18 protein-coding genes and 1 pseudogene are annotated in these 23228 nt (G+C 63.5%); 8 read left to right on the forward strand and 11 right to left on the reverse strand.

The annotated features are described in order from the left end of the window. Positions 1-8 precede the first annotated feature (8 nt). The 3 genes from recN to proB form a co-directional block, all read right to left on the reverse strand. A complete protein-coding gene (gene recN, locus F7D01_RS00685) occupies positions 9-1673 on the reverse strand; it encodes a DNA repair protein RecN (protein WP_215228376.1) in 1665 nt (554 codons plus the stop codon). A gap of 137 nt (positions 1674-1810) precedes the next feature. Continuing rightward, entirely contained in the window at positions 1811-2608 is a 798-nt protein-coding gene (locus tag F7D01_RS00690) for an outer membrane protein assembly factor BamD (protein ID WP_215228377.1), read from the reverse strand. 93 nt (positions 2609-2701) lie between these two features. After that, the gene (gene proB / locus F7D01_RS00695; protein ID WP_215228378.1) at positions 2702-3856 is read right to left on the reverse strand and encodes a glutamate 5-kinase; all 1155 of its coding nucleotides are present in this window, start codon (positions 3854-3856) and stop codon (positions 2702-2704) included. A 108-nt stretch (positions 3857-3964) separates the two neighbouring features. On the opposite strand from proB, the gene F7D01_RS00700 reads away from it, so the two are divergent. The 6 genes from F7D01_RS00700 to F7D01_RS15440 all read left to right on the forward strand — a co-directional run bounded on the left by F7D01_RS00700 (position 3965) and on the right by F7D01_RS15440 (position 9345). Continuing rightward, positions 3965-4813 (forward strand): pyrroline-5-carboxylate reductase, encoded by an 849-nt coding sequence (locus F7D01_RS00700; protein WP_256443712.1) that lies wholly within the window; start codon positions 3965-3967, stop codon positions 4811-4813. 50 nt (positions 4814-4863) lie between these two features. Further along, complete coding sequence (locus F7D01_RS00705; protein ID WP_215228380.1) at positions 4864-6129, forward strand: glutamate-5-semialdehyde dehydrogenase; 1266 nt, start codon at positions 4864-4866, stop codon at positions 6127-6129. A 394-nt stretch (positions 6130-6523) separates the two neighbouring features. Then, positions 6524-7264 carry a hypothetical protein gene (locus F7D01_RS00710; RefSeq protein WP_251566958.1) on the forward strand — a complete coding sequence of 247 codons (741 nt, stop codon included), beginning with the start codon at positions 6524-6526 and terminating at the stop codon, positions 7262-7264. Between the two features lie 104 nt (positions 7265-7368). Further along, a complete protein-coding gene (locus F7D01_RS00715; protein WP_215228381.1) occupies positions 7369-7761 on the forward strand; it encodes a hypothetical protein in 393 nt (130 codons plus the stop codon). After that, a complete protein-coding gene (locus F7D01_RS00720) occupies positions 7749-8234 on the forward strand; it encodes an ImmA/IrrE family metallo-endopeptidase (protein WP_215228382.1) in 486 nt (161 codons plus the stop codon). The genes F7D01_RS00715 and F7D01_RS00720 overlap by 13 nt, the downstream gene beginning before the upstream one ends. A 4-nt stretch (positions 8235-8238) precedes the next feature. After that, complete coding sequence (locus F7D01_RS15440) at positions 8239-9345, forward strand: beta family protein (protein WP_215228383.1); 1107 nt, start codon at positions 8239-8241, stop codon at positions 9343-9345. On the opposite strand, the gene F7D01_RS00730 is transcribed toward F7D01_RS15440, so the two are convergent. From F7D01_RS00730 to F7D01_RS00740, 3 genes are all read right to left on the reverse strand, one after another. Then, positions 9342-10088, reverse strand: a complete 747-nt coding sequence (locus F7D01_RS00730; protein WP_215228384.1) for a sce7726 family protein — start codon at positions 10086-10088, stop codon at positions 9342-9344. The genes F7D01_RS15440 and F7D01_RS00730 overlap by 4 nt on opposite strands. Positions 10089-10118: 30 nt before the next feature. After that, positions 10119-11936: a translation elongation factor 4 gene (gene lepA / locus F7D01_RS00735; protein WP_215228385.1), complete on the reverse strand. Its 1818-nt coding sequence runs from the start codon at positions 11934-11936 to the stop codon at positions 10119-10121. A 74-nt stretch (positions 11937-12010) separates the two neighbouring features. Further along, on the reverse strand, positions 12011-14662 hold the full coding sequence (locus F7D01_RS00740) for an EAL domain-containing protein (RefSeq protein WP_371819621.1): 2652 nt from the start codon (positions 14660-14662) through the stop codon (positions 12011-12013). 252 nt (positions 14663-14914) lie between these two features. Here F7D01_RS00740 and F7D01_RS00745 point away from each other — a divergent pair, with 252 nt between their 5' ends. Further along, positions 14915-16219 carry an FAD-dependent oxidoreductase gene (locus F7D01_RS00745; RefSeq protein WP_215228386.1) on the forward strand — a complete coding sequence of 435 codons (1305 nt, stop codon included), beginning with the start codon at positions 14915-14917 and terminating at the stop codon, positions 16217-16219. 78 nt (positions 16220-16297) lie between these two features. Next, positions 16298-17311, forward strand: coding sequence for an NAD(P)-dependent alcohol dehydrogenase (locus F7D01_RS00750; protein WP_215228387.1), 1014 nt, complete (start codon positions 16298-16300; stop codon positions 17309-17311). Between the two features lie 19 nt (positions 17312-17330). Here F7D01_RS00750 and dnaN read toward each other — a convergent pair whose 3' ends face one another. From dnaN to F7D01_RS00770, 5 genes and pseudogenes are all read right to left on the reverse strand, one after another. Then, entirely contained in the window at positions 17331-18458 is a 1128-nt protein-coding gene (dnaN, locus tag F7D01_RS00755) for a DNA polymerase III subunit beta (protein ID WP_215228388.1), read from the reverse strand. Positions 18459-18624: 166 nt separating this feature from the next. Then, positions 18625-19377, reverse strand: coding sequence for a 3-oxoacyl-[acyl-carrier-protein] reductase (fabG, locus tag F7D01_RS00760; RefSeq protein ID WP_215228389.1), 753 nt, complete (start codon positions 19375-19377; stop codon positions 18625-18627). Between the two features lie 25 nt (positions 19378-19402). Further along, complete coding sequence (locus F7D01_RS15095; protein WP_371819730.1) at positions 19403-21448, reverse strand: beta-propeller domain-containing protein; 2046 nt, start codon at positions 21446-21448, stop codon at positions 19403-19405. Next, a pseudogene (gene fabD / locus F7D01_RS15100) lies at positions 21425-22348 on the reverse strand (ACP S-malonyltransferase); the annotation flags it as partial. The gene F7D01_RS15095 and the pseudogene fabD, both read right to left, overlap by 24 nt. Positions 22349-22380: 32 nt before the next feature. Next, positions 22381-23211 carry an LD-carboxypeptidase gene (locus F7D01_RS00770; protein ID WP_215228391.1) on the reverse strand — a complete coding sequence of 277 codons (831 nt, stop codon included), beginning with the start codon at positions 23209-23211 and terminating at the stop codon, positions 22381-22383. Positions 23212-23228: the final 17 nt, after the last annotated feature.

Genomic DNA, 23228 nt, shown 5'->3' on the forward strand with positions numbered 1-23228 from the left:
GACACCTCTCATACTCCCTCCAGCAATCTGTCTGCCTGCGCCCTTGCCTCGGGCGTCACTTCCGCGCCCGACAGCATCCGCGCGATCTCTTCCTGCCGCCCACTCTCGTCGAGCAGGGTGACGCTGGTTTTCGTCACCGTGCCCTCGCTCGACTTGTGGATGACGTAATGCATGCGCCCGCGCGCCGCGACCTGCGGCGAGTGGGTGACGGCCAGCAATTGCCCGTCTCGCGCCAGCCGCGCAAGCCGTTCGCCGATAGCGCTCGCGACCGCGCCGCCCACGCCGCGGTCGATCTCGTCGAAGATCACCGTCGCCGCCCCGCCCTGCTCCGCCAGCGCGACCTTCAGCGCCAGGATGAAGCGCGACAGCTCGCCCCCGCTCGCGATCTTGCCCAGCGGCGCGAAGTCCGCGCCCGGGTTCGTCGCGATCAGAAATTCGACCGCGTCCAGCCCGTGCGCGCCCCAGCGCTCCTCCGGCAATTCGGTCACCTGGGTGCGGAAGCGCGCGGCGTCGAGCTTCAGCGGGGCGAGCTCCTCCGCCACCGCAACGTCCAGCCGCTCCGCCGCCGCGACGCGCGCCGCGTGCAGCGCATGTGCCGCATCGCGATAGGTCTCGCCCGCTTCGCGCTCCGCCGCCTCCAGCGCGTCGAGCTCCGCCTCCCCGCCTTCGATCGCGTCGAGAGCGGCACGGAACTCGCGCGCCTTTTCCGGCAGTTCATCCACCTCGCAGCGATGCTTGCGCGCCAGCGCCCGCAGGTCGAACAGGCGCGTCTCGGCGGCCTCGAGCGCGGCGGGATCGTGGGTGAGCGCCTCTGCCGCCTTCTCCAGCTTCTCTTCCGCCTCGGTCGCCTCGATTACCGCGCGGTCGAGGCTGGCGAGCGCTTCGGCGAGCAACGCGTGCTCGGGCGCGATCCGGTCGAGCCGCCGCGCCGCCCCGCGCAATGCCGCCAGCGGCGAGTCCGAACCGTCCCACACATGGCGCAGCTCCTCGAGGTCCCCCGACAGCCGCTCCCCCTTCTGCATGGCGGCGCGCGCTTCGGCGAGGCGTTCTTCCTCGCCCGCCTGCGGCTCCAGCGCGGTCAGTTCGGCAAGATGGGCGAGCAGCAGGTCCTGCTCCTCCTTCGCGGTATCGATCCGTTCGCGCGCCTCGCGCAGCGCCTCTGACGCCGCGCGCCAGTGCTGCCAGCTGCGCGCGACCGCGGCCGTATCCGCACCGGCATAGCGATCCAACAGCGCCCGATGCCCGCGCGGATTGACCAGACCGCGATCGTCGTGCTGCCCGTGCAATTCGACCAGCGCCGGGGCCAGTTCGCGCAGCAGCGCGACGCCCGCCGGCTGGTCGTTGACGAAAGCCTTGGAGCCGCCATCGGCGCGCAGCTGCCGACGGATAAGCAACGGTTCGCCCGGCTCGATCTCCACCCCGGCATCGTCGAGCGCTTCGACGAGCGCCGCCGGAAGCGCGCCGAATTCGAAGCTGGCGGTAACGCTGGCCCGCTCTTCCCCCGCCCGCACCAGACCGCTGTCGGCGCGATTGCCGAGCACCAGCCCCAGCGCATCGAGCAGGATCGACTTGCCCGCGCCGGTTTCGCCGGTCAGCACGCCGAGCCCGCGCCCGAAATCGAGATCGAGCGCCTCGATCAGCACGATGTTGCGGATGGAAAGCCGGGTCAGCATGGATCCAACGGTCTAGCGCGACTGCAGCGCGGCGTCACGCGGTCTCACCGGTCTATATCCCCAGAGCCAACGGCCGGACCGCCGAACTCGGAATTAGCGGGAAAGCGCCCGCGATCCCCGACCCGCCAGCTCGGCCGTCAGGTCGCCTGGGCGTTCGGCGCGTACTCGTCGATCAGCTTGTACGCTTTTTCGTACCACTCGCTTCCCGGATAGTTCGCGCCCAGCACCGCCGCGTATTTCTTCGCCTCGCCCGGAATGCCCAGCGCCAGGTTGGTTTCGGTCAGGCGGTATAGCGCCTCGGGTGCGTGGCTGGTGGTCTGGTAGTTCTCGACCACGTTCTGGAACCGGATCGCGGCGGCCAGCCACTTGCCCGAATTCTCGTAATAGCGGCCGATCGCCATCTCCTTGCCCGCGAGATGGTCGTTCACCAGGTCGATCTTCAGCTGCGCGTCGGCGGCGTATTCGCTGTAGGGAAACCGCCGGGTCAGCTCGCGCAGCGCGGTCAGCGTCTGCTCGGTCGTCTTCTGGTCGCGCTGCACATCCCCGATCTGCTCGTAATAGCTCAGCCCGATCAGGTAATAGGCATAAGGCGCGTCCTTGTTGCCCGGGTGGATCGACAGGAAACGCTGGGCGCTCTGGATCGCCTTCGTGTAATCCTGCGCCACGTAATAGGAGAACGCGCTCATCAACTGGGCGCGGCGCGCCCACGGGGAATAGGGATGCTGGCGCTCGACCTCGTCGAACAGCGCCGCGGCCAGCTTGGTGTCGCCCCGGTCGAGCCGTTCCTTCGCGCTCAGATACAGCGTCTCCACGTCGCGCGCGACATAGGCGGTATCGCGCGGCCCGCCACTGGCGCCGGTTGCACAGCCGGAAACCACGGTGGTTGCGGCAAGAAGCGAAACGGCGGCGGCGCGCCGGAGGGAACGGGTCGTCATGGGGCAAGCCTATAACCGCGGCTCCGCTGAACGCCAAGTGAAGTTGGCGCGGATGTCGACGGCTTGCGCATGCGCGGCGAGAAGCCGCTATTCCTAGCTGACCCGGCCCTCTGTCGGCGATGGCGCGTCCCAGCGCAGGTGGCGTTTTTGCAGCGAGACGAGGTTCTTCGCGCGCACGATCTCGCCCTTCGTATTGTACCCCAGCAGCTGCTCCGCCGGCATATCGCGATTGTTCACCATCACGCGGATTTCCTCCGCAGTAAAATCGCTGAGGCCGCGTGCGCGTTCCTCGCCATTGGTGTCATAGATGTGGAGCACGTCGCCACGGGTGAAGTCGCCGTCGACCGACACCAGATCGTCGCGCGTGATCGAGCGGTCGCCATTAGCCAGCGCTCCGGCAAAGTCCGGGTCGACCACCAGGCTGCCGGCCATCTGCAGCCGGTTGGCGATCCAGCTTTCCCAGCCGGTCGCGGGATCGGCATGGGCGACGCATTTCGTGCAGCGGCGCTCACCGCGCAGGACCGAGGTGAGCGGATTGTCCACCTCGCCATCGGCGATCCAGGTGGTGCAGCCGGCCTCCTGCGCCATGTTCGCGGCGATCAGCTTCGTTTCCATCCCGCCGGTGCCCAGCGTGCTCTTGCCCTTGGTCGCCTCGATATAAGGCGCCACGTCCTCGACCACCTCGACCAGCTTGGCCTCGGGATCGTCGGGATTGCGGTCGTACAGCCCCTCCACCCCGGTCAGGATGATGAGGTCCTGCGCGCCGACCATCTGCGCGACCTTCGCCGCCAGCCGGTCGTTGTCGCCGACCCGGATTTCCTCGGTCGTGATCGAATCGTTCTCGTTCACGATCGGTACCACGCCCGCTTCCATCAAGCGGTTGACCGTGTTGCGGGTGTTGAGGAAGCGGCGGTGATCCTCAAAATCGCCGAGCGTCAGCAGCACCTGCGCGATGTCGATCCCGTATTCGTGCCCGATCTGCTTGTATGCGTTGAGCAGCAGCGGCATGCCGCACGCGGCGGCCGCCTGCTTGTCACTGACGCCCGCGCTTTCCGGGGTCTCGCCCATCATCCTGAGCCCCAGCGCGACCGCACCGGAGGAACACAGGATCACATTGGTCCCTTCCTCTCGCAACTGGGCCACGTCCTCCATCATGCGCTGCATGAATCCGAAACGGGGGGTGAGAAGGTCGGTATTGGCCAAGAGGGCCGATCCGATTTTGACGACGACGGTATGGTTATCGGGCACGCTGTATCTTCGTCCTCCGGTTGAATAAGGCGGCGATCCACCTAGGTATTGATTGTGCGGCGCACAACCGGCGCAATTGTAAAGCTTCGCTTTGCAGGCCGGAATCCGGTGGGGAACCGATACCCTGCCAGACGCGCTTTTTCGATATTCTTAAAGGGAGAACGAACCATTTCGAAAAGAGTTCTGCTGATCGGCTGTGGAAAGATGGGCGGCGCCCTTCTGGGACACTGGATGAAGGGGGCGGAGGATTTCACCGTCACCGACCCGGCACTGGAAAGCGGGCCGCATGGCGCGCGACTGGTGAAAGGCCGCGAGGAATTCGGATCGGATGAAAGGTTCGACGTCATCATCGTGGCGATCAAGCCGCAGATGGTGGGCGATATCCTTCCCGGTTTCGCCGACCTGCTGGCGGACGATGGCTACGTGCTCTCGATCGCCGCAGGCTGCTCGATCGAGCGCCTATCGAGCGCGATGGACGGCGCGCCCGTCATTCGCGTGATGCCCAACCTGCCCGCAGCAATCGGCCGCGCGGTCAGCGGGATTTGCGCCGCGGACGGCGTGGACCAGGATCAGCTCTCCCATGCGCAGGACCTAATGGGCCGCGCCGGGCGCACCGTCACCGTCGACAGCGAGGACGCGCTCGACCGCGTCACCGCCGTGGCAGGCTCCGGCCCGGGCTACGTGTTCGAGATTGCGCGCGCCTATGTCGCGGCGGCCGAAGAGCTCGGCTTCGACAAGGCGCAGGCGCGCGAGATGGTGCTCGGCACGATCGAAGGCACCATCGCCATGGCGCAGGAGGAAGGGGAAACCGAACTGGCCGAGCTGCGTAATTCGGTTACCAGCAAGGGCGGCACCACGGCCGCGGGGCTCGATGCGCTGAACGGGGATGGCGTCGTCTCCGACAAGCTGCGCGCCACGCTGCAGGCCGCTTACGACCGCGCGGTGGAGCTGCGCTGACGCGCCGCTCCCGCGCCCAAGATACGACAAGATATATAAGGACCCACGACATGAACGATCAGACCCTCGATCCGCAGATCCATATCCACGACCTCGGCAGCCGCGCCCGCGAGGCGGCGCGCGGCCTCCTTCAGGCGACGACCGAGCAGAAGAACACCGCGCTGCGCGAGGCGGCCAAGGCCCTGCGCGGCTCGATGGACGAGCTGCTGGAGGCGAACGGCAAGGACGTCGCCTCGGTCGAGGGCAAGAAGCCCGACAGCTTCGTCGATCGCCTGCGCCTGACCGAGGAGCGCGTCGAAGGCATGGCGAGCGCGCTGGAACAGATCGCCGAGCTGCCCGACCCGGTCGGTCGCGAGCTGGCGCATTTCGAGCGGCCCAACGGCCTCAAGATCGAGCGGGTGGCGGTGCCGATCGGCGTCATCGGCATGATCTACGAAAGCCGCCCGAACGTGGGCGCGGACGCCAGTGCGCTGTGCCTGAAATCCGGCAATGCGGTGATCCTGCGCGGCGGTTCGGAAAGCCGCAACTCGACCCGCGTCATCGTGTCCTGCATGCAGGCCGGGCTGGAGGCGGCGGGCCTGCCCAAGGACGCGGTGCAGACCGTCGGGACCACCGACCGTGCCGCAGTCGCCGCGCTGCTCAAGGCGGACGAGTTCGTCGACCTGGTGATCCCGCGCGGCGGACGCGGGCTGGTGGAGCTGGTCCGCGACCAGGCGAGCGTCCCCACGCTCCTCCACCTCGACGGCAACTGCCACAGCTACATCCACGAGGCGGCCGACATCGACAAGGCGGTGAAGGTCATCCGCAACGCGAAGCTGCGGCGCACCGGCGTGTGCGGCGCGACGGAAAGCATCGTGGTCGACCGCGCGGTGGCGGACAAGGCCGTGCCCGCCCTGGCCGAGATCTTCGGCACCGATTGCGAGATCCGCGGCGACGCCGAGGCGGCGAAGCTCGACGACCGGATCAAGCCCGCGACGGAGGAGGATTTCTCCACCGAATATCTCGACCCCATCGTTTCGGTGAAGGTGGTCGACGGGCTGGACGAGGGCATCGCCTGGGTCGACACCCACTCGAGCCACCACACCGACTGCATCCTGACCGAGGACGAGGCCGCGGCGAAGAAGTTCATGACCGCGATCGACAGCGCCATCGTAATGCACAACGCCTCCACCCAGTTCGCCGACGGCGGCGAGTTCGGCATGGGCGCGGAGATCGGCATCGCGACCGGCAAGATGCACGCGCGCGGGCCGGTCGGCCTCGAACAGCTCACCAGCTTCAAGTACCTCGTCCATGGCGAGGGGCAAATTCGTCCGTAGACCCTCAAACGCCGGGCGCGGGCCATCCGGCCCGCTTGGCTTCGCGGCATAAGCCGCGACGGCCGGTCGGCCTTGCGGTCGCGGGCGCAACCGGACCTAAGTCCTGCACCCAAGGCCGGGAAAGGTCCGGTCCGCGACCAGCGGACCGCAAGGGCGACCGCCCGCCCGGAGCGCTTTGCGCGGAGGAAGCCAAGGGGCGCGGATGCGCCCCGCCCGGCGTCTGAGGCCTTAAATCACCCACCCCCCGCAAACTTTCCTACTCGCCGCGTTTGTGCTCCATCCTCGCCGATGGACGACGAGACACCACCGCATAACCCCCGGCCCCCGCACCACCCTCCCCGCCTTCACCCCGGTCCCCCGGGCGAAGGAGCGCTCGAACGGGTGGAAGCCCGAGGTGCAGCGCAACTTCATCGAGGCGCTGGCGGAGACCGGCAGCGTCAGCGAAGCGTGCAAGCGCGTGAACCGCTCCGACCACGGCGCCTATCTGCTGCGCCGCCACCCGGAGGCGGAGAGCTTCCGCGCCGCGTGGAACGCCGCGCTCGATATCGGGATGCAGCGGGTGGAGGACACCGCGATGGACCGCGCGCTGAACGGGGTGGAGGTGCCCGTGTACTCCTACGGCAAGCTGGTCGGCACGCGCCGCGTCTTCAACGACCGGCTGCTGATGTTCCTCCTGCGGAACCGCAGCCCGGAACGCTTCGCGGCGGACGGCGCGCGGGCCAACCGCGGCGCGATCGGCGAGATGGAGCGGCGGCGGCTGAAGAAGCAGTGGCGCGCCGAGTGGGAGGCGGAACGCGACGGCCGCAGCGAGGAGGAGGTCGTCGCCTCGATCAACGAACTGATCGACAACATGCGCCGCGAGGACGACCGCGCCAAGAGCCCGCGCGTGCGCGCCGCGGAGGCGGAGGTCCGGCGGCTGGAGGAGGAGGACGCGGCAAACGGCTATCTCTGGTACGAGGACCCGGAGAACCCGCATTACCACGAATGGCCCGCCAACCAGCCACAGGCCGACGCGGCGGACCAGGACGAGGCCCTATCGCTCCCCCCGCCCGGCTGGCGCCGCTATCCCGAGCCTGCGAAGGAGCGCGAAGATGAGCCCCGCATCAGGCGCTTGAAGGATGAGAGTTGGGCTTGAGCGCCTTAAGAATCGACCGGTGCGCTTGACGGATCGACAAACATGTTTCGAAATTCTAGTGAAACGTAATGAGACGACTTCTATGGGCGCTACCAGCTCTCAATGTGGCACTGACGATAGCTTTGATCCTATTGCTTCATGCAGTAGGTGCCGAACTGATCGTTAAAGGTTCTTGGGAGTACAAGGACCTTATATCAATCTTGCTTACTGTTGTGTCTGTGATCGTTACGTTCGTAGGCATCATAATTGCTATAGCGGCCATCTGGGGTTTCCAAACCTTGAAGACGATGGCTGAGGAAAAAGCGGTCGAGACCTCCAAATTGGGGAGCGAGGCTTTTTTGAAGTCACCTGAATTTCAGACGATCATCAACACGCGTATTCAGACCGCAATTGAAGCGTCTGCCAGAGACGCAGTCCAAGATGCGCTTGCGCCCCTAATCGTCAGGAACGACGACGGTGCTAGCGAGGGCAATGGAGAACAAGAATGGGTCGATTGACCTTCACCGACGTCCCGCCAAGAGCGCAAGAAATTATTAGAAAGAACCAAACCGCCGCCCCCGTACCAGTTGGCGCGATCGCCAAAGACTTGGGCGTCAAGGTCGTGATCAGTGATTTACCATTGGCAGTTTCTGGGACATTAAGCCGAAATGCAGATGACGGCGCTTGGACCATTCGCGTAAACCGGCATGAACACAAGAATCGGCAACGGTTCACTATCGCTCATGAAATTGCTCATTTCGTCCTGCATCGAGATGTTATCGACAATGAGCTTGTGGATGATACTTTCTATCGAAGCGGTCTCTCTGAGCAGCGAGAATATGAAGCTAATGCACTTGCTGCGGACATCCTGATGCCTTGGGCTCTTGTGCAAGAATTAATGCGAAAAGGAAACAATTCTTCGAAGGAACTCGCGCAGGCACTTGAAGTTTCGCCCGCTGCTATGTCAATACGGCTTGGTCTGCCTACTTAGGAAAATGAGCTACCCCTTGGACTCCAAGCACTATTTCCCGGGCCTTACTATTCGTGAAGGCGAATGTCGAGCTCTCGGGCACCTTGCGTCTCCCACCAAGGATTTGCTTTTTCCGCTTGTGCGACTTCAAGCATGGCCTCGATCAAAAGCTGGAGCAGGTGGCCCAATTGATCGAAGTCTGGAAGCTTTCGCGGAAGCATTCGGGCCGAGGCCGTTTGCGCTCGATTTAGCCGCGGCGCGATCCGATTTAGACTCAGATTGGGGCAAACTAGGTACCACAGAGATCACTCAGCTTCATGATCAGACAAACGGTCATGACTGCTGGTGCACTTTGATTCAAGACCGGGAAGACATAACTCCGGTTACCCAATTAGATTCGGATCCCCACAACTTAGCTATCCAAATAGAAAGATATTTATCGTGGGGTAGAGGATTAGTAATTCGGTTACGGCGTTCTCGTAATTGGGACCTCGATAAAATTAGTCCATTGGCGTTGAAGGACCTTCAAAATCACCATGTTCTAATAGTTTTTGACTGCGAACAAATCGGACCTAAGGAAGACCTTACGGCCGTGGGGACCCTCGCTCAGAATGCAATTTTAGCCGCTAATAACATCTTGAAGGGAGGCCAACGGACATACGTGCTAATGGGCTCAAGCTTTCCCTCATCCTTCGCGGACATTCACCCTGAGTATGCAAGTCTCCCCTTGAGAGAGCGCCAACTTTTCGACCTGCTAAGAATGAGCCCGCCACTTATCGACGCCTCAATTTCGCTTGAGTATGGCGACCATGCCGCTGTTTACGCTGCAGAGCGCCCTCCAGCCTTCAAAGGCGCCCCAAGGGTTGACTACCCGACTGCGTCTGGCTGGATCTACCACCGCTCAAACTCCGGTTTCGATACCGCTGCGCTACGAACACGGCAGGACCCCCAATGGGACGACGATTTACTTTGTTGGGGAGCTCAACGGATAAGGACAGCTGCAGGTGGGGATATGACCGGCCTAAAATCCCAAAGTCCGTGGGTGGCCGTTCGCATTAATATTCACCTACATCGTCAAGCGCACGCAGGAGGCGATTGGAATTCTTCGGCAGATGAGGAATGGGTTGATTAACTCTCAATCTCACTTCTAATGTAATCCGGTATTGGCCCAAAACTTTCGCCAATCGATGCAAATACCATCCTATCCATGTCTTCGTAGCTAGCGTCGAAATTATCCTTGCATATGGAACTGCGTTCAGCCGACCAAAGGCGGAGAATATCTAGGTCATCTCTCTTTATCGCCCGACCGCGGACCTTCCGCAAAAAAGAACGTGTTGAGGGACCGTATCGATTATGCAAGAATTTTGTCAGCCGATGCTTTACGTGCATCACGTCAACATCTTTAAAAGCATCGGGCAAATCTGCCCTTCGAAGGGAACGATCGCTCAATTGAAAGTGCTCTTTAATTGCTTCGACAGGCATTATCTCCAACATCGCACTATTTTCAATATTAGGACTTTTTGCAGGCTCTCTCACTTTCTTGATAGGGCTCGTCGCATCGAATGTCGTAATCTCTAGAACTCCAACGCTCTCGGGAATTCTAGAAATTGCAGCATTTAAGTGCCTTGTCGAAACCGCCAACGTTACGAGATCAGAGCACTTTAAGTAGGAATTTATCTGATCATCCAATCGAGATAGGCTATCGAATGCAGATTTAATTTCAAAATGATGTATACGATCATCCACCAACGTGAGATCAACTCGATTAGATTGCATTCCAATAGCGAGCTCAGATATCAAGCTGGCGCCCCTTTTTATCTCGCCCATAGAACGCAGGTGGTCGATTAGCGCCGCTTTGATGTCGGTTTCACGCATGGGTAATCCGGTGTCCAGAATTTAAAGCAATCACTCCTCCCCCATCCGCAGCGCCGCGATAAACGCCTCCTGCGGGATGCTCACATTCCCATATTCCCGCATCCGCGCCTTCCCCTTCTTCTGCTTTTCCAGCAGCTTCTTCTTGCGCGTGATGTCGCCGCCGTAGCATTTGGCGGTCACGTCCTTGCGCAGCGCCGCGATGGTTTCGCGGGCGATCACCTTGCCGCCGATCGCGGCCTGGATGGGGATCTTGAACAGATGGCGCGGGATGAGGTCCTTCAGCCGCTCGCACATGCCGCGTCCGCGCTCCTCCGCCACGGAGCGGTGGACGATCAGCGATAGCGCATCGACCGGCTCGTTGTTGACGAGGATGTTCATCTTCACGAGGTCGCCTTCGCGCAGGCCGATCTGCTCGTAATCGAAGCTGGCATAGCCGCGGCTGATGCTCTTCAGCCGGTCGTAGAAATCGAACACCACCTCGTTCAGCGGCAGCTCGTAGGTCACCTGCGCGCGGCCGCCGACATAGGTCAGGTTGGTCTGGATGCCGCGCCGGTCCTGGCACAGCTTCAGGATGGAGCCGAGATAGTCGTCGGGGGTGTAGATCGTCGCCTTGATCCACGGCTCCTCGATCCACTCGATCCGGTTGGGGTCGGGGTAATCGGCCGGGTTGTGCAGCTCGATCACCTTCGCTTCCTCGTTCTTCGTGTGGCCGAGCTGGATGCGATAGACCACGCTGGGGGCGGTGGTGATGAGGTCGAGGTCGTATTCGCGGCTCAGGCGTTCCTGGATGATTTCCAGGTGCAACAGGCCGAGGAAGCCGGCGCGGAAGCCGAAGCCCAGCGCGGCGCTGGATTCCATCTCGTAGGTGAAGCTCGCATCGTTCAGGCGCAGCTTGCCGATCGATTCGCGCAGCTTCTCGAAATCGGCGGCGTCGACGGGGAACAGGCCGCAGAACACGACCGGCTGCGGCTCGCGATAGCCGGGCAGCGCCTTGTCCGCCCCGCCCTTCACCGTGGTGATGGTGTCGCCGACGCGGGCCTGGTCGACCTCCTTGATCTGCGCGGTGATGAAGCCGATCTCGCCCGGGCCGATCTCCTTCAGGTCGACGCGCTTGGGCGTGAAGGCGCCGACGCGGTCGACCAGGTGCTGCGTGCCGCCCTGCATGAAGCGGACGTTGAGCCCCTTGTGCAGGAAGCCGTCGAGCACGCGGACCAGGATGACGACGCCCAGATACGGGTCGTACCAGCTATCGACCAACATGGCTTTCAGCGGCGCGTCGCGGTCGCCCGTGGGGGGCGGGATGCGGGCGACGATCGCCTCCAGCGTGTCCTCGATACCGATGCCGGATTTGGCGCTGGTGAGCACCGCGTCGCTGGCGTCGAGGCCGATGATGTCCTCGATCTCGGCCTTGACCTTTTCGGGCTCGGCCGCGGGCAGGTCGATCTTGTTGATGACGGGGACGATCTCGTGGTCGTGCTCGATCGACTGGTAGACATTGGCGAGGGTCTGCGCCTCCACCCCCTGTGCCGCGTCCACCACCAGCAGCGCGCCCTCGCACGCGGCCAGGCTGCGCGAAACCTCGTAGGCGAAGTCGACATGGCCGGGCGTGTCCATGAGGTTGAGCTCGTAGGTCTCGCCATCCTTCGCGGTGTAGGAAAGGCGGACGGTCTGCGCCTTGATGGTGATGCCCCGCTCGCGCTCTATGTCCATGTTATCAAGGACTTGCTCGCTCATCTCGCGGTCGGTCAGCCCGCCGCAGACCTGGATCAGCCGGTCGGCGAGCGTCGACTTGCCATGGTCGATATGCGCGATGATGGAAAAATTGCGGATCTTGGAAAGGTCGGTCATCACCCCCGCCATTAGCCCCGCCAACCCCCGCTGTCAGCCTGTTTGCACGGGTTTCGACGCGGGGGGTATACGCCTTACGCGCTCACCCGCCGCACACTCTGCGCCCGGGGCATGCGAGCATCCTCCATCAGCTCGACGAAGGTGCCGGAGGAATGGCGCGTCAGCTCGGTGTGGAAGTGCACGCCCAGCCGGTTCTCCTCGCTCCAGCGCGACACGCCCGCGAGCGAGAGATGCGGCGACAGCACAATTTCGAACTCTGTGCCCGGCGGCACGTTCCACAGCCCTTCGAGCATGGCGCCCGATACCGAAATATTGCGGATGGTAGCGTCGTATTCGTTGCCTTCATGACGAACCCGTACCTTGCGGAGCATCGTCTGGCGCGGCGGACGCGAGGAACGCGGCCCGCGAGCGACCGCCGCCAGCCCGGTCGCCAGACGTTCACCCGCCGCCTGTGCGCTGAGAGGCTTGGCGTAGATATAGCCCTGAACGTGGCTGCATCCCTGCATCCTAACGAGATCCAGTTCGTCGAGCGTCTCGACGCCTTCCGCGGTCGTATCCATGCCCAGCGCATGGGCGAGACTCGTGATCGCCTGGATGATCGCGCCGTTGCGGCTGCCGGGGATCGTGGCTCCGCGCACGAAGCTCTGATCGATCTTGATCTTGTCGAACGGAGCGTTTCGTAGATAGCCGAGCGAGGAATAGCCGGTGCCGAAATCGTCCAAAGCCAGCCTCACACCGAGCTTTTTCAGTGCTGCGAACATCGTTTCCGTGCCGGTATCGTCGCTCAGAAACACGCTCTCGGTGATTTCCAGTTCGAGCCGCGAAGGGTCGACGCCACTGTGCGCCAACGCGCTGGCTATAATCGCGGGCAGCTTCGGGTTGGCGAATTGAAGCGGCGATACGTTGACCGCGCACCGTACCTCCTCGGGCCACTTGGCGAGGTCGGCACAGGCGGTGCGCAAGGCCCAATCCCCGATCGACTGGATCAGGCCGGTATCCTCGGCGATGGGAATGAACTTGTCCGGGCTGATATTTCCGCGCACCGGATGGGTCCATCGCAGCAACGCTTCGAACCCGGCGATCTGTTCGGTCGCGGTTTCCACCACCGGCTGATAATACAGTTCCAATCCACCGGTGCTGATCGCATCGCGCAGTTCCTGCTCCAGCTGGCTGCGTTCCTCCGCGGCGCTGTGGAGGTCTGGCGAATAGAAATGATAGCGACCGCGGCCTCGTTCCTTCGCCGCGTATAGCGCGAGATCCACATTCCGGATCAGTTCCTCGCTTTCGGTTCCGTTTTCGGGTGCCAAGGCGATACCGATCGAGGCGCCGATCACCACGCGCTGGCCATCGATGGAATACGGTTGCGACAGCGAGTGGATTATCTCCTTGGCAAGGGTAGCCAATCGGTCGCGTTCGAATGCACCCGGTAGGATAACCTTGAACTCATCCCCGCCGAGCCGTCCTACCCGCCCCAGCGATCCGACGGCGTTCTCGAGCCGATGGGCGACCTGTCCGAGCAAGGCATCGCCCGCCGGATGCCCCATGGTGTCGTTCACGTGCTTGAAGCGATCGAGATCGAGCATGAGAAGCGAACAAGCGCGGCCGTGCACTTGCCGTGCCTGCAGGATCTTCTCCAGCGTCTGCGACATCTGATGGCGGTTCGCGAGACCGGTCAGGGAGTCGAACATCGCCAGGCGAGACGCCTGCTCCTGACTGCGGCGTTGTTCCGTGAGGTCGGTGCCGAAGCCTCGGAACCCGCAGAAATTCTCGAAACTGTCGAAGATCGGACGCCCGCTGACCGACCACCAGCGCTCGCTGCCGTAGGTCGGCGCCGCCTTGATGGGCAATTCGTGGAATGGCGATCGGGCGGACAGGTGGAAGTTTATGGTACGTTCGCTGTCGCGGGTCGTAACGTCGGGATCAAACAGGATCATGAAAGATCGACCGAGCAGGTCATCCTTCGTTACCCCCAGCCTTTCTGCAAGCGGATCGGAGATGTAGGTCATCTTCCCGTCCGCCTGTGTTTCCCAGAACCATCCCAGTCCAGTCTCTTCGTAATCGCGCAGAATGTCGATCGAGCGCGTCTGCACCCGCGCGTCGATCTCGACCTTCGTCGCACGCGATCGATCGAAACGCACCTGGAGGAACGCGATCGCTGCTCCTCCGCCGATCATTATGCCCAGGGCGGCTGCGGAGACGCCCGTCATATCGACTACTGCCAGCGGTCCCCATAAGGCGACCTTGCAAACGACCAGCGGAATCGGACGCCGGCTCATCAGAGCACTGGCGAATGCACTCGCACAGATCAGCAGGGCGCCGCCGATGGCGAGGTGAAGGTCCGCGCGAAACATCCAAAACGCGAGAGCGAAGCCTGTGAGCAGGCTGGGAAGAACCGTCACCGCCCCGCCGATGACGGCGGTAGGCCCCTTCCCCCGGTCGCCTTCCAGCTCCCACGCATGCACCCTCTTCCCGAAATAGAAGAATCCGGAGGCTGCGAGCAGCATGAGGAACGGCGCGAGCGGTGGAAAAGCGAATGTCTCCAGCACTCCGATCAGGATCGAAAGGAGCGGCGCGATCGCCAGGTGGTGCCATTGCGAGGGCACCATTGCGTAGCGATCGAACTGTTCGGGCCGAGCAGCGTTGCCCTGGTTGGCCGCGGCGCGAGCCCGCCCTCCGCGATGCTTGACCGCCGCAACGGGCGAAATAGTCTCGTGCGGCAAGCCCACAGGGCTCGATGCGGGCTCCGCGCGAACACGCGCGCTCTGGCGCCCCGTCTCATCGTCCGATCGTGCTGTAGCTGGTGCGCCTCCCATAACGGCTCCATGACCAAAAAGCGTAATCAATCTCCTAACCTTCAGGCCGAAATAAAACGCGACGCTCGTATGGCTGCGAGAGGAAAGGCCCGAGCGCCCCGTATTTGTGTTGGATAGGGCAGGCGCGCATGACATACGTAGTGGCGATTGGAGGAATGCCGGACGATGCTGCATATCGCGATCATCGGTTCCGGGCCCGCCGGCTACTACAGCGCGGAAGCGGCCCAGAAAAAATGGGGCGATGACGTGCGGATCGACATATTCGATCGTCTGCCGGTGCCCTATGGCCTCATTCGTACCGGGGTGGCACCCGACCATCAGTCGATCAAGGGCGTGTCGCGCCGGTTCGAGAAAACCAGCCTCGGCAACAATGCCCGGTTCGTCGGCAATGTTACCGTGGGCGAGGATATCACCATCACGGAACTTGCCGGGCTTTACGACGCGATCGTGCTCGCCACCGGCGCACCGCACGATCGCCCGCTCGACCTACCGGGCAGCGATCTTGGCAATATCTTCGGCAGCGCAGAGCTGGTCGGCTGGTACAACGGGCATCCGCAATTCACCGCCCTCGCCCCCGATCTAACCGGCCGCCACGCCGTCATCATCGGCATGGGTAACGTCGCGCTCGACGTGGCGCGCATCCTGTCGAAGACGGAGGCTGAGTTCGCCGGATCGGACATCGTCGGCCATGCGCTCGACCGATTGCGCGAAAGCCGGATCGAGACGATTACCGTCCTGGGGCGCCGCGGGCCGCATCAGATCGCGATGACGCCGAAGGAACTGGGCGAACTCGCATCGCTCGAACGGGCCGAACCGCATGTAGATCCTGCGGATTTTCCCCCGGAGGAAGCGGATGCGGACCTCGATCCGGGAGTTCGCAAGTCGGTCGGTCTGCTGCGCAGCTTCGCGACGCGAGCGGAGGCCGAGCGCGGGACCAAGCCGGTCCGAATCGAATTCGACATGTTCGCCAGCCCGGTCGCCCTGCACGGCGATGGAAGGGTGCGAGAGGTGGAAGTCGCGGAAACGCGGCTGGTGGATGGCAGGCCCGAACCCACCGGAAAACTCTATCGATTGCCCGCCGATCTCGTCGTCTCCTGCATCGGATACCGCACCGCCCCCATTCCCGAGGTGCCGTACGACGAGCGCCAGGGGCGCTTCGCCAACGATGAAGGACGGATCCGGCCGGGGCTGTACTGCGTCGGCTGGGCGCGACGCGGACCGACAGGGACGATCGGAACCAACCGGCCCGACGGCTTTGACGTTGTGGACCGCATCGCCGCAGACATCGGCTCCGGTTCCGACAAGGAAGGCCGCGCCGGATTCGATCGGATGGCCGAAGAACGCGGGCTCGACATCGTGACCTTCCGGGACTGGAAAAGAATCGAGGAGGCGGAAGAGGCCGCCGCCCGCGAGGGCTCCCCACGGGAGAAGTTCGTCGATATCGAAGCGATGATCCGCGCAGGACGTTGACTGTTCAGGCGGAGAAACGATCGTCCGCCCGCCACGTTGGAAGCGAGTAAGCAAACTCTCCAACGACAGGACATCACCATGAAAGCCATTCGCACCGGATCCCCTGCCGCACTGGATACACTCGAAGTCTTCGAGATGGATGATCCGGGCGAGCCCGGCCGCGGCGAAATCCGGGTCGACCTGAAGGCCAGCTCGATCAACTTCCACGACTATGCCGTCGTTACCGGCAAGATCCCGACGGACGGCCACCGCATCCCGCTATCCGATGGGGCGGGCGAAGTCGTTGCGGTAGGCGACGGCGTCAGCGACTTCGCAGTCGGCGACCGGGTGGTCTCGACCTTTTTCACGAAGTGGCAATCGGGGCCTTCCCCGGACAAGCCCGGGTTCGCGGACGTGCCGGGCGACGGCATCGATGGCCATGCGCGCGAAGCTGTCGTTCGTCCGGCGAATTGCTTCACTTTCGCACCCCGCAATCTCTCTCACGTCGAGGCGGCGACCCTCACCTGTGCCGGTGTTACCGCTTGGCGTGCACTGTTCGTCGACGACGACGTCAAGCCGGGCGACACCGTGCTGGTGCTTGGAACCGGCGGCGTCTCGATCTTCGCGCTACAACTGGCGAAGGCGGCGGGCGCGCGGGTCATCGCCACCAGTTCCTCCGACGACAAGCTGGAGCGGCTTCGCGCGCTCGGGGCAGACGAGACGATCAACTACGAGGACTTGCCGCAGTGGGGCAAACGCGTCTCGGAGCTGACCGACGGGCGCGGAGTAGACGTGACGGTGGAGATCGGTGGACCCGGTACGCTCGACCAGTCGATCGACGCGACGCGCATGGGCGGGCACATCGCGCTGATCGGGGTTCTCACCGGCCAGTCGGGCGAGGTGGCGACCGCCAAGATGATGGGCAGGAACCAGCGGTTGCAGGGCCTGACCGTGGGCAGCCGCACCCATCAAATGGAGCTGGTCCGCGCGATCGAGGCGAACGGGATCAAGCCCCAGGTTAGCGATACCTTTGCGCTGGAAGACCTTGCCGACGCCTTCCGCCGCGAAGAGAGCGGCGAGCATTTCGGCAAGATCGCGATCGAAATCGGCTGAGGCGAAATGCCGGTGCGGGTCAGACCCGCATCGGCATCAGCACGTAGAGCGCCGGGCTGTTCTCGTCCTTGCGGATGAGTGTCGGCGCGCCCGGATCGGCGAGGTGGAGTTCCACCGTGTCGCTATCGATCTGGCTCAGGATATCTTTCAGGTAGTTGGCGTTGAACCCGATCTCGAGCCCGTCGCTACCGTAATCGGCGGCGAGTTCCTCGGCAGCGGTGCCGTTGTCAGGGCTGGTGACCGACAGCGTGACCTTGTCGCTCTCGACCGCCATCTTGACCGCCCGGGTTTTCTCGGTGGCGATCGTGGCAACGCGGTCGACCCCGGCGAAGAAGCTCTTGGGATCGAGCTTCAGCAGCTTGTCATTGCCGGTCGGAATCACCCGGCTGTAATCTGGGAAGGTGCCGTCGATCAGCTTGCTGGTCAGGACCACCCCGCCCTCGCCGCCCAGCGTGAAGCGGATCTTGCTGGCCGACAGGTCGAGCTCGACATTGCCCTCGAGCGCTTCCTCCAGCAGCTTGCGCAATTCGGCCACGGCCTTTCGCGGCACGATGACGTCCGGCATGCCCTCGGCCCCTTCCGGCCGATCGATGGTGAAGCGTGCCAGGCGATGCCCATCTGTGGCAGCGGCCTTCAGCACCGGGCGATCCTCGTCCGAAACGTGCAGGAAGATGCCGTTCAGGTAATACCGCGTTTCCTCGGTGCTGATCGCGAAGCGGGTGCGGTCGATCAGCTCCGCCAAGGTCTTGGCCGGAATCTCGAAGCTGGTCGGCAGGTCGCCTTCCACGATCACCGGGAAGTCGTCGCGCGGCAGAGTCGGCAGCTGGAACCGGGCGCGCCCGGCCTTCACCGTCATGCGATTGTCGGCCGTTTCCAGGCTGACCTGGCTGCCATCGGGCAGCTTGCGCGCGATATCGAACAACAGGTGTGCCGACACCGTGATCGCACCGGGGCTTTCGACGCTGGCGGCGCTCATGGTCTCGACCACCTGCAGGTCGAGGTCGGTCGCCATGACTTTCACCTGTCCGCCTTCGCTCGCGTCGATCAGCACGTTCGACAGGATCGGAATGGTATTGCGGCGCTCCACCACGGACTGCACATGCGACAGGCAGCGGAGCAGCGTGGCGCGTTCGATGGTAGCCTTCATCGGTCCCTTTCAACCCCCTGATGCGCCGTCGCTGCGACCCGTCGGCCGGAATCGCCCGCGGCGCCGGAATATTCTCCTACACCCTTAACGCTGGGTGCTCATGGGGCAAGTTCTCGTATCCGACCGACGGGCGAAGCTGGGGATAAGACGCAGGAATTCTGGTCGGTCAGCCCAGCATCGCCATTCCGCCGTTCACATGCAAGGTCTGCCCTGTGACGTAGCTGGCCTCCTTCGAAGCGAGATAGGCCACCGCCGCGCCGATCTCGTCGCCCTCGCCCATCCGCCCCATCGGGATGCGAGCGTTGATGGCATCCTTCTGCTTGTCGTCCAGCCGCTCCGTCATCGCGGTGCGGATCATGCCCGGCGCGACGCAGTTGACGGTGATGTTGCGGCTCGCCAGCTCCTGCGCCAGGCTCTTCGACATGCCGGTCAGGCCCGCCTTGGCCGCGGTGTAGTTCATCTGCCCCGGATTGCCCGTCGCCCCGACCACGCTGGTGATCGAGACGATCCGGCCGAACCGCGCGCGCATCATCGGCCGCGCCGCAGCCCGCATCAGGCGAAACGCCGCCTCCAGATTGATGCGGATGACATCGTCCCACTCCTCGTCCTTCATCCGCATGGCGAGGTTGTCGCGCGTGATACCGGCATTGTTCACCAGGATATCGAGCTGGCCGAGGCTGTCGACCGCGGCGGGGATCAGCTTTTCCACGCTGTCCGGGCTGGAAAGGTCGCAGGTTATCTCGATGTGGTCGCCGCCGCACTCGTCCTGCAACTGCTCGCGAAAGGCGCGCAGCTTGTCGCCGTTGGAGCCAGACAGCGCCAGCCGCGCACCCTGCGCGGCGAGCGCGCGCGCGATCGCGGACCCGATGCCACCGCTGGCACCGGTCACGAGCGCGGTCATTCCTTCGAGCGAAAACATTGACGCAAACCTTTCGTGCTGCCCGTCAGTTGGGGCTGGCCCCCTCACGCGACACCGGCGTGAAGTCAACCCGGCGACGTTCGACGATCCGCGCGCCGTCCTGGCGACCCTCGACGATTTCATAACCCATCAACGCGAAAACCAAGTTGCCGATGAAGATCGGGCGGGCGTTACCGTACCAGTCAGTGCACGACGCCTGGCATTGATCGCTTTCCCGGCCGTCGGCGTTTGCAACCGGCCGACTGTCGAGTTGACCGGCAGGCGAAAGCTTCCGATCGTCACGGCGTAGGAAAGCGATAGCTGACGCATCTCCAAGAAACTCACCCAAATCGTCGCGTAATTGCAACGATACCGGGAGGCCGAGCATCCCGTTTGCTCCATCGGGCGAGCCCGGATCGGACCGATAGAAGAGTGCTTGGCTGCGGGTTTCTGCCTCTTCGGCTCGGGCCATCGCATATGTGTTCACGAGCCGTGCCGAACCGTTGGCACGATCGAGCGCGATGGATGAAAAGCCCAGGCCACCTGCTGCATCCGGACCGATCGCGACCGCGTCGTCGCCCAACGCATCGAAGCGCGTAACTCCGTGCGGCAGCTTGATCGTCGTCACCCACTGATGATCGAGCGGCACGATATAGATTTCGGGTGTGTTCTCTTCACGCCCGTAGGACCCGCTGGCGTAGAGCAAATGGCGACCGACATACCGATTGAAAAAACGATATCCATCGACCGGCGGCAATTCGCGATAATCGCCTCGTCTGGCATCGTCCGAACCGTCGCCAAGTCGGTCGAGCGATAAGTGGAGCAACATCGGCGTTCCGTCACTGACCTCGCCTCCCCACATGCCGCCGCCACCGTCCTCGGCACGCGTCAGGATATCGATCGCACTTCCACCGTCCTCCCGGAAGGAGAACTGGTCGACAGGACTGCCTGCAACGCCGATGGCCCGGGGTGCCGATCCATCGAGCGGAATGCGATAAAGCATCGGTGGAATGAACGGCTCCTCGTCGAACGTCTGCTGGTTCAGCCGATTGATGCCATCGGTCCAGACGTAGGCTGCGGTTGAGGAGAAATAGAAATCGCGTCCCCAAGCCCCCAAAACGACGGTGGACCGGCAAGGCAGATCGGGACCGGAAAGCGAACACGATGTCACAGTATGAAACGTATCGAGTTGCCCGTTAGGCTTGGCAAGAACTGCTCCGGGCACGAAAAGCGTAGTGGCACCGGAATTGCGCCGAGCCTCCTTTATCGTCCCATCCGCTTCGCGCGCGCGCACAGTCGGCAGCGCCGCTCGCCAATCTTCAAAATCGATCTGGACCGGGGCGTAGAAGAGCAACTCGTCCCCGATCAATCGCGACGCATAGTTGCGCGAACTGTAATAATCGCCCGATGTGAGGTAATGCGTGTCACGATAGGCGAAGCGACCCTCCGGCGAGATCGTGAACCGATTGATCTCGGTTCCGTCATCGCCGTAGGAATAGCCGATCACCACGACCTGATCGCCCTCGATCAGCATCTCGTCGTACCATGTGTCGCCCGGGTCGTCATCCCCCGGTGCAAATGCGTCGATGGCGTCGACCGAAGCCAATCCACCTTCACCGATCGCCACGCTGAACAGGCGCCCCCGGCGCAGCACGATCAGGTGATCGCCGTGTCGCTTGACGATGCCGCCCTCGTCAACTCCCACCTCTTGTGTGTTGGTGATCCCCGGCTCCTCGACGCGAGTGCCGGTGACGACCACCAATTGGCTCGTGTCCGCGCTGGGGGCCGACCCCGCATCGCTCAACACCGGCCCTTGCTCCACTGCCAGTGGCGCTGGGAGAGCCATCGGCATGGGAGGATACCGATCGTAGTCCTTCTCCGCCTGGGCGAAGTAGCGCGAGAGCTGGCGCTCCCCCCGAACTGCGGGCATCGCGGATCTCGCATTCTGATCGACAGATTCGCTCGTTGCACATCCGGCCGTCAACGCCGCGAGCCCGAGCAATCCCAGTCTCAGCTTCCATCCCATCTCAGCCCCCTTGTCCCGACGAGATTGGTCGTCAGAGAAGCTAGCGAGACTTTCGATATCGTCCATAGAGATGACGCTGGTCACATTTGCCTCGCGGTCGATGCGGGCCACCATGGGCCCGAGCACCTTGCCGCCCAGTTCGACGAAATCTTCCATTCCGTCCTCGCGCATGGCGAGCACGCTTTCGCGCCAGCGCACGCGGCCGGTAACCTGCTCGACCAGCAGGCCGAGCTCCTCCACCGGGTCGCTGACCGGTGCGGCGGTGACGTTGGCATAGAGCGGCAGGCTGAACCCGCGCGGGGGGCAGTCGTCGAGCGCCTTCGCCATCGCATCGGCGGCGGGCTGCATCAGCGAACAATGGAACGGCGCGGACACCGGCAGCAGGATGCCGCGCTTGATCCCATGCTCCTTGGTCAGCGCGATGGCCCGCTCGATCGCGCTGCGATGGCCGGAGATCACGACTTGGGTCGGATCGTTGTCGTTGGCGACTTCGCAGACCTGGCCTTGCGCGGCGGCTTCGGCAAGCGCCTCTGCCTTCTCGACATCGGCACCGAGCAGCGCGGCCATCGCACCCTCGCCCACCGGCACCGCCGCCTGCATCGCCTGTCCGCGCAGTTTCAGCAGCCGCGCGGTATCGGCCAGCGGGAACGCTCCGACGGCGCACAGCGCTGTGTACTCGCCCAGCGAATGCCCGGCGACGCAATTGCCCTTGTCCGCGATGGTGAGGCCACCCTCACGCTCCAGCACCCGCAGGGTGGCGATGGCGTTGGCCATGATCGCGGGTTGCGCGTTCTCGGTAAGAGTGAGCTGGTCCTCCGGCCCTTCGCGCATGATCCGCGACAGCTTCTGGCCCAGCGCCTCGTCCACTTCCTCGAACACTTCGCGGGCGACGGGGCTCGCATCGGCGAGTTCGGCCCCCATGCCGGTCTTCTGGCTACCCTGTCCGGGAAAAAGGAATGCGCGCATCGATATCTCCGTAAAAACCTGTGGCGGCGCGGCTAGACAGCGGGGGCGGGGCGCGCAAGGCCGAAGGGCACGATGCGGTTGATCGCCGAATGCCCTATCTCGGCCCGGCCGAGATAGGGAATGCCCGCCCGCGCGCACCAGTATTGCGCGATATCCTCCGCGCTTTGACCGAACTCGCGCTCGTTGTCGGGCACCGCCGTCACCGCGCCCAGGCGAAGCCCGGCGATGCGGGGCAGGCGCTGGGTCAGGCTGAAGAACAGCCGGTCGATCGAATAGAGATATTCGCTGACCTCCTCCACCATCAGCACATGGCCTGAAAGGTCGGGCATCAGCTGCGTGTCCATCAACATGGTGAGCGTGATGAGGTTGAAGGCGGCGGTTGGTGTCCGGCCATCCACATGCGGCTCCAGCCCCGAGGGATCGCCCGAGAACCAGCGCAGCACGCGGCGCACGCTTTCGCGGCCCGTTTCGCTGCCCGAGCTGATCGGCATCGCGCCATGCACCGGCTGGCCGATCCCGGCGCGGTAGAGCGCGGCCAAGAGGTAACCCATGTCCGAGAAACCGACATAGGTCTTCTCGCGCGCAGGACCTGTCATCTGCGAGATCGCCGCCTCGGCGATGCGATTGGAGCCGTAGCCGCCGCGTGCGAACCACACCGCATCCCATTGTGGGTCGTTGGCGCATTCGAGCAGCGCGGTCAGCCGGACGAGGTCGTCCCCTGCGAAATGGCCCTGCTTCGCAAAACATTGCGGGTGGAACCAGACCTCCTGGTCGGGGAATTCATCGGCGACGAGCTGGCGGCAGGCCTGCGCGCTGGCTTCGGAAATGGGAGTCGCGGGGGCACACACGGCAATACGGGTCATCGGCCCGGTCTAAGGTT

The organism is Erythrobacter sp. 3-20A1M, from assembly GCF_018636735.1.
Taxonomy (GTDB): Bacteria; Pseudomonadota; Alphaproteobacteria; order Sphingomonadales; family Sphingomonadaceae; genus Alteriqipengyuania.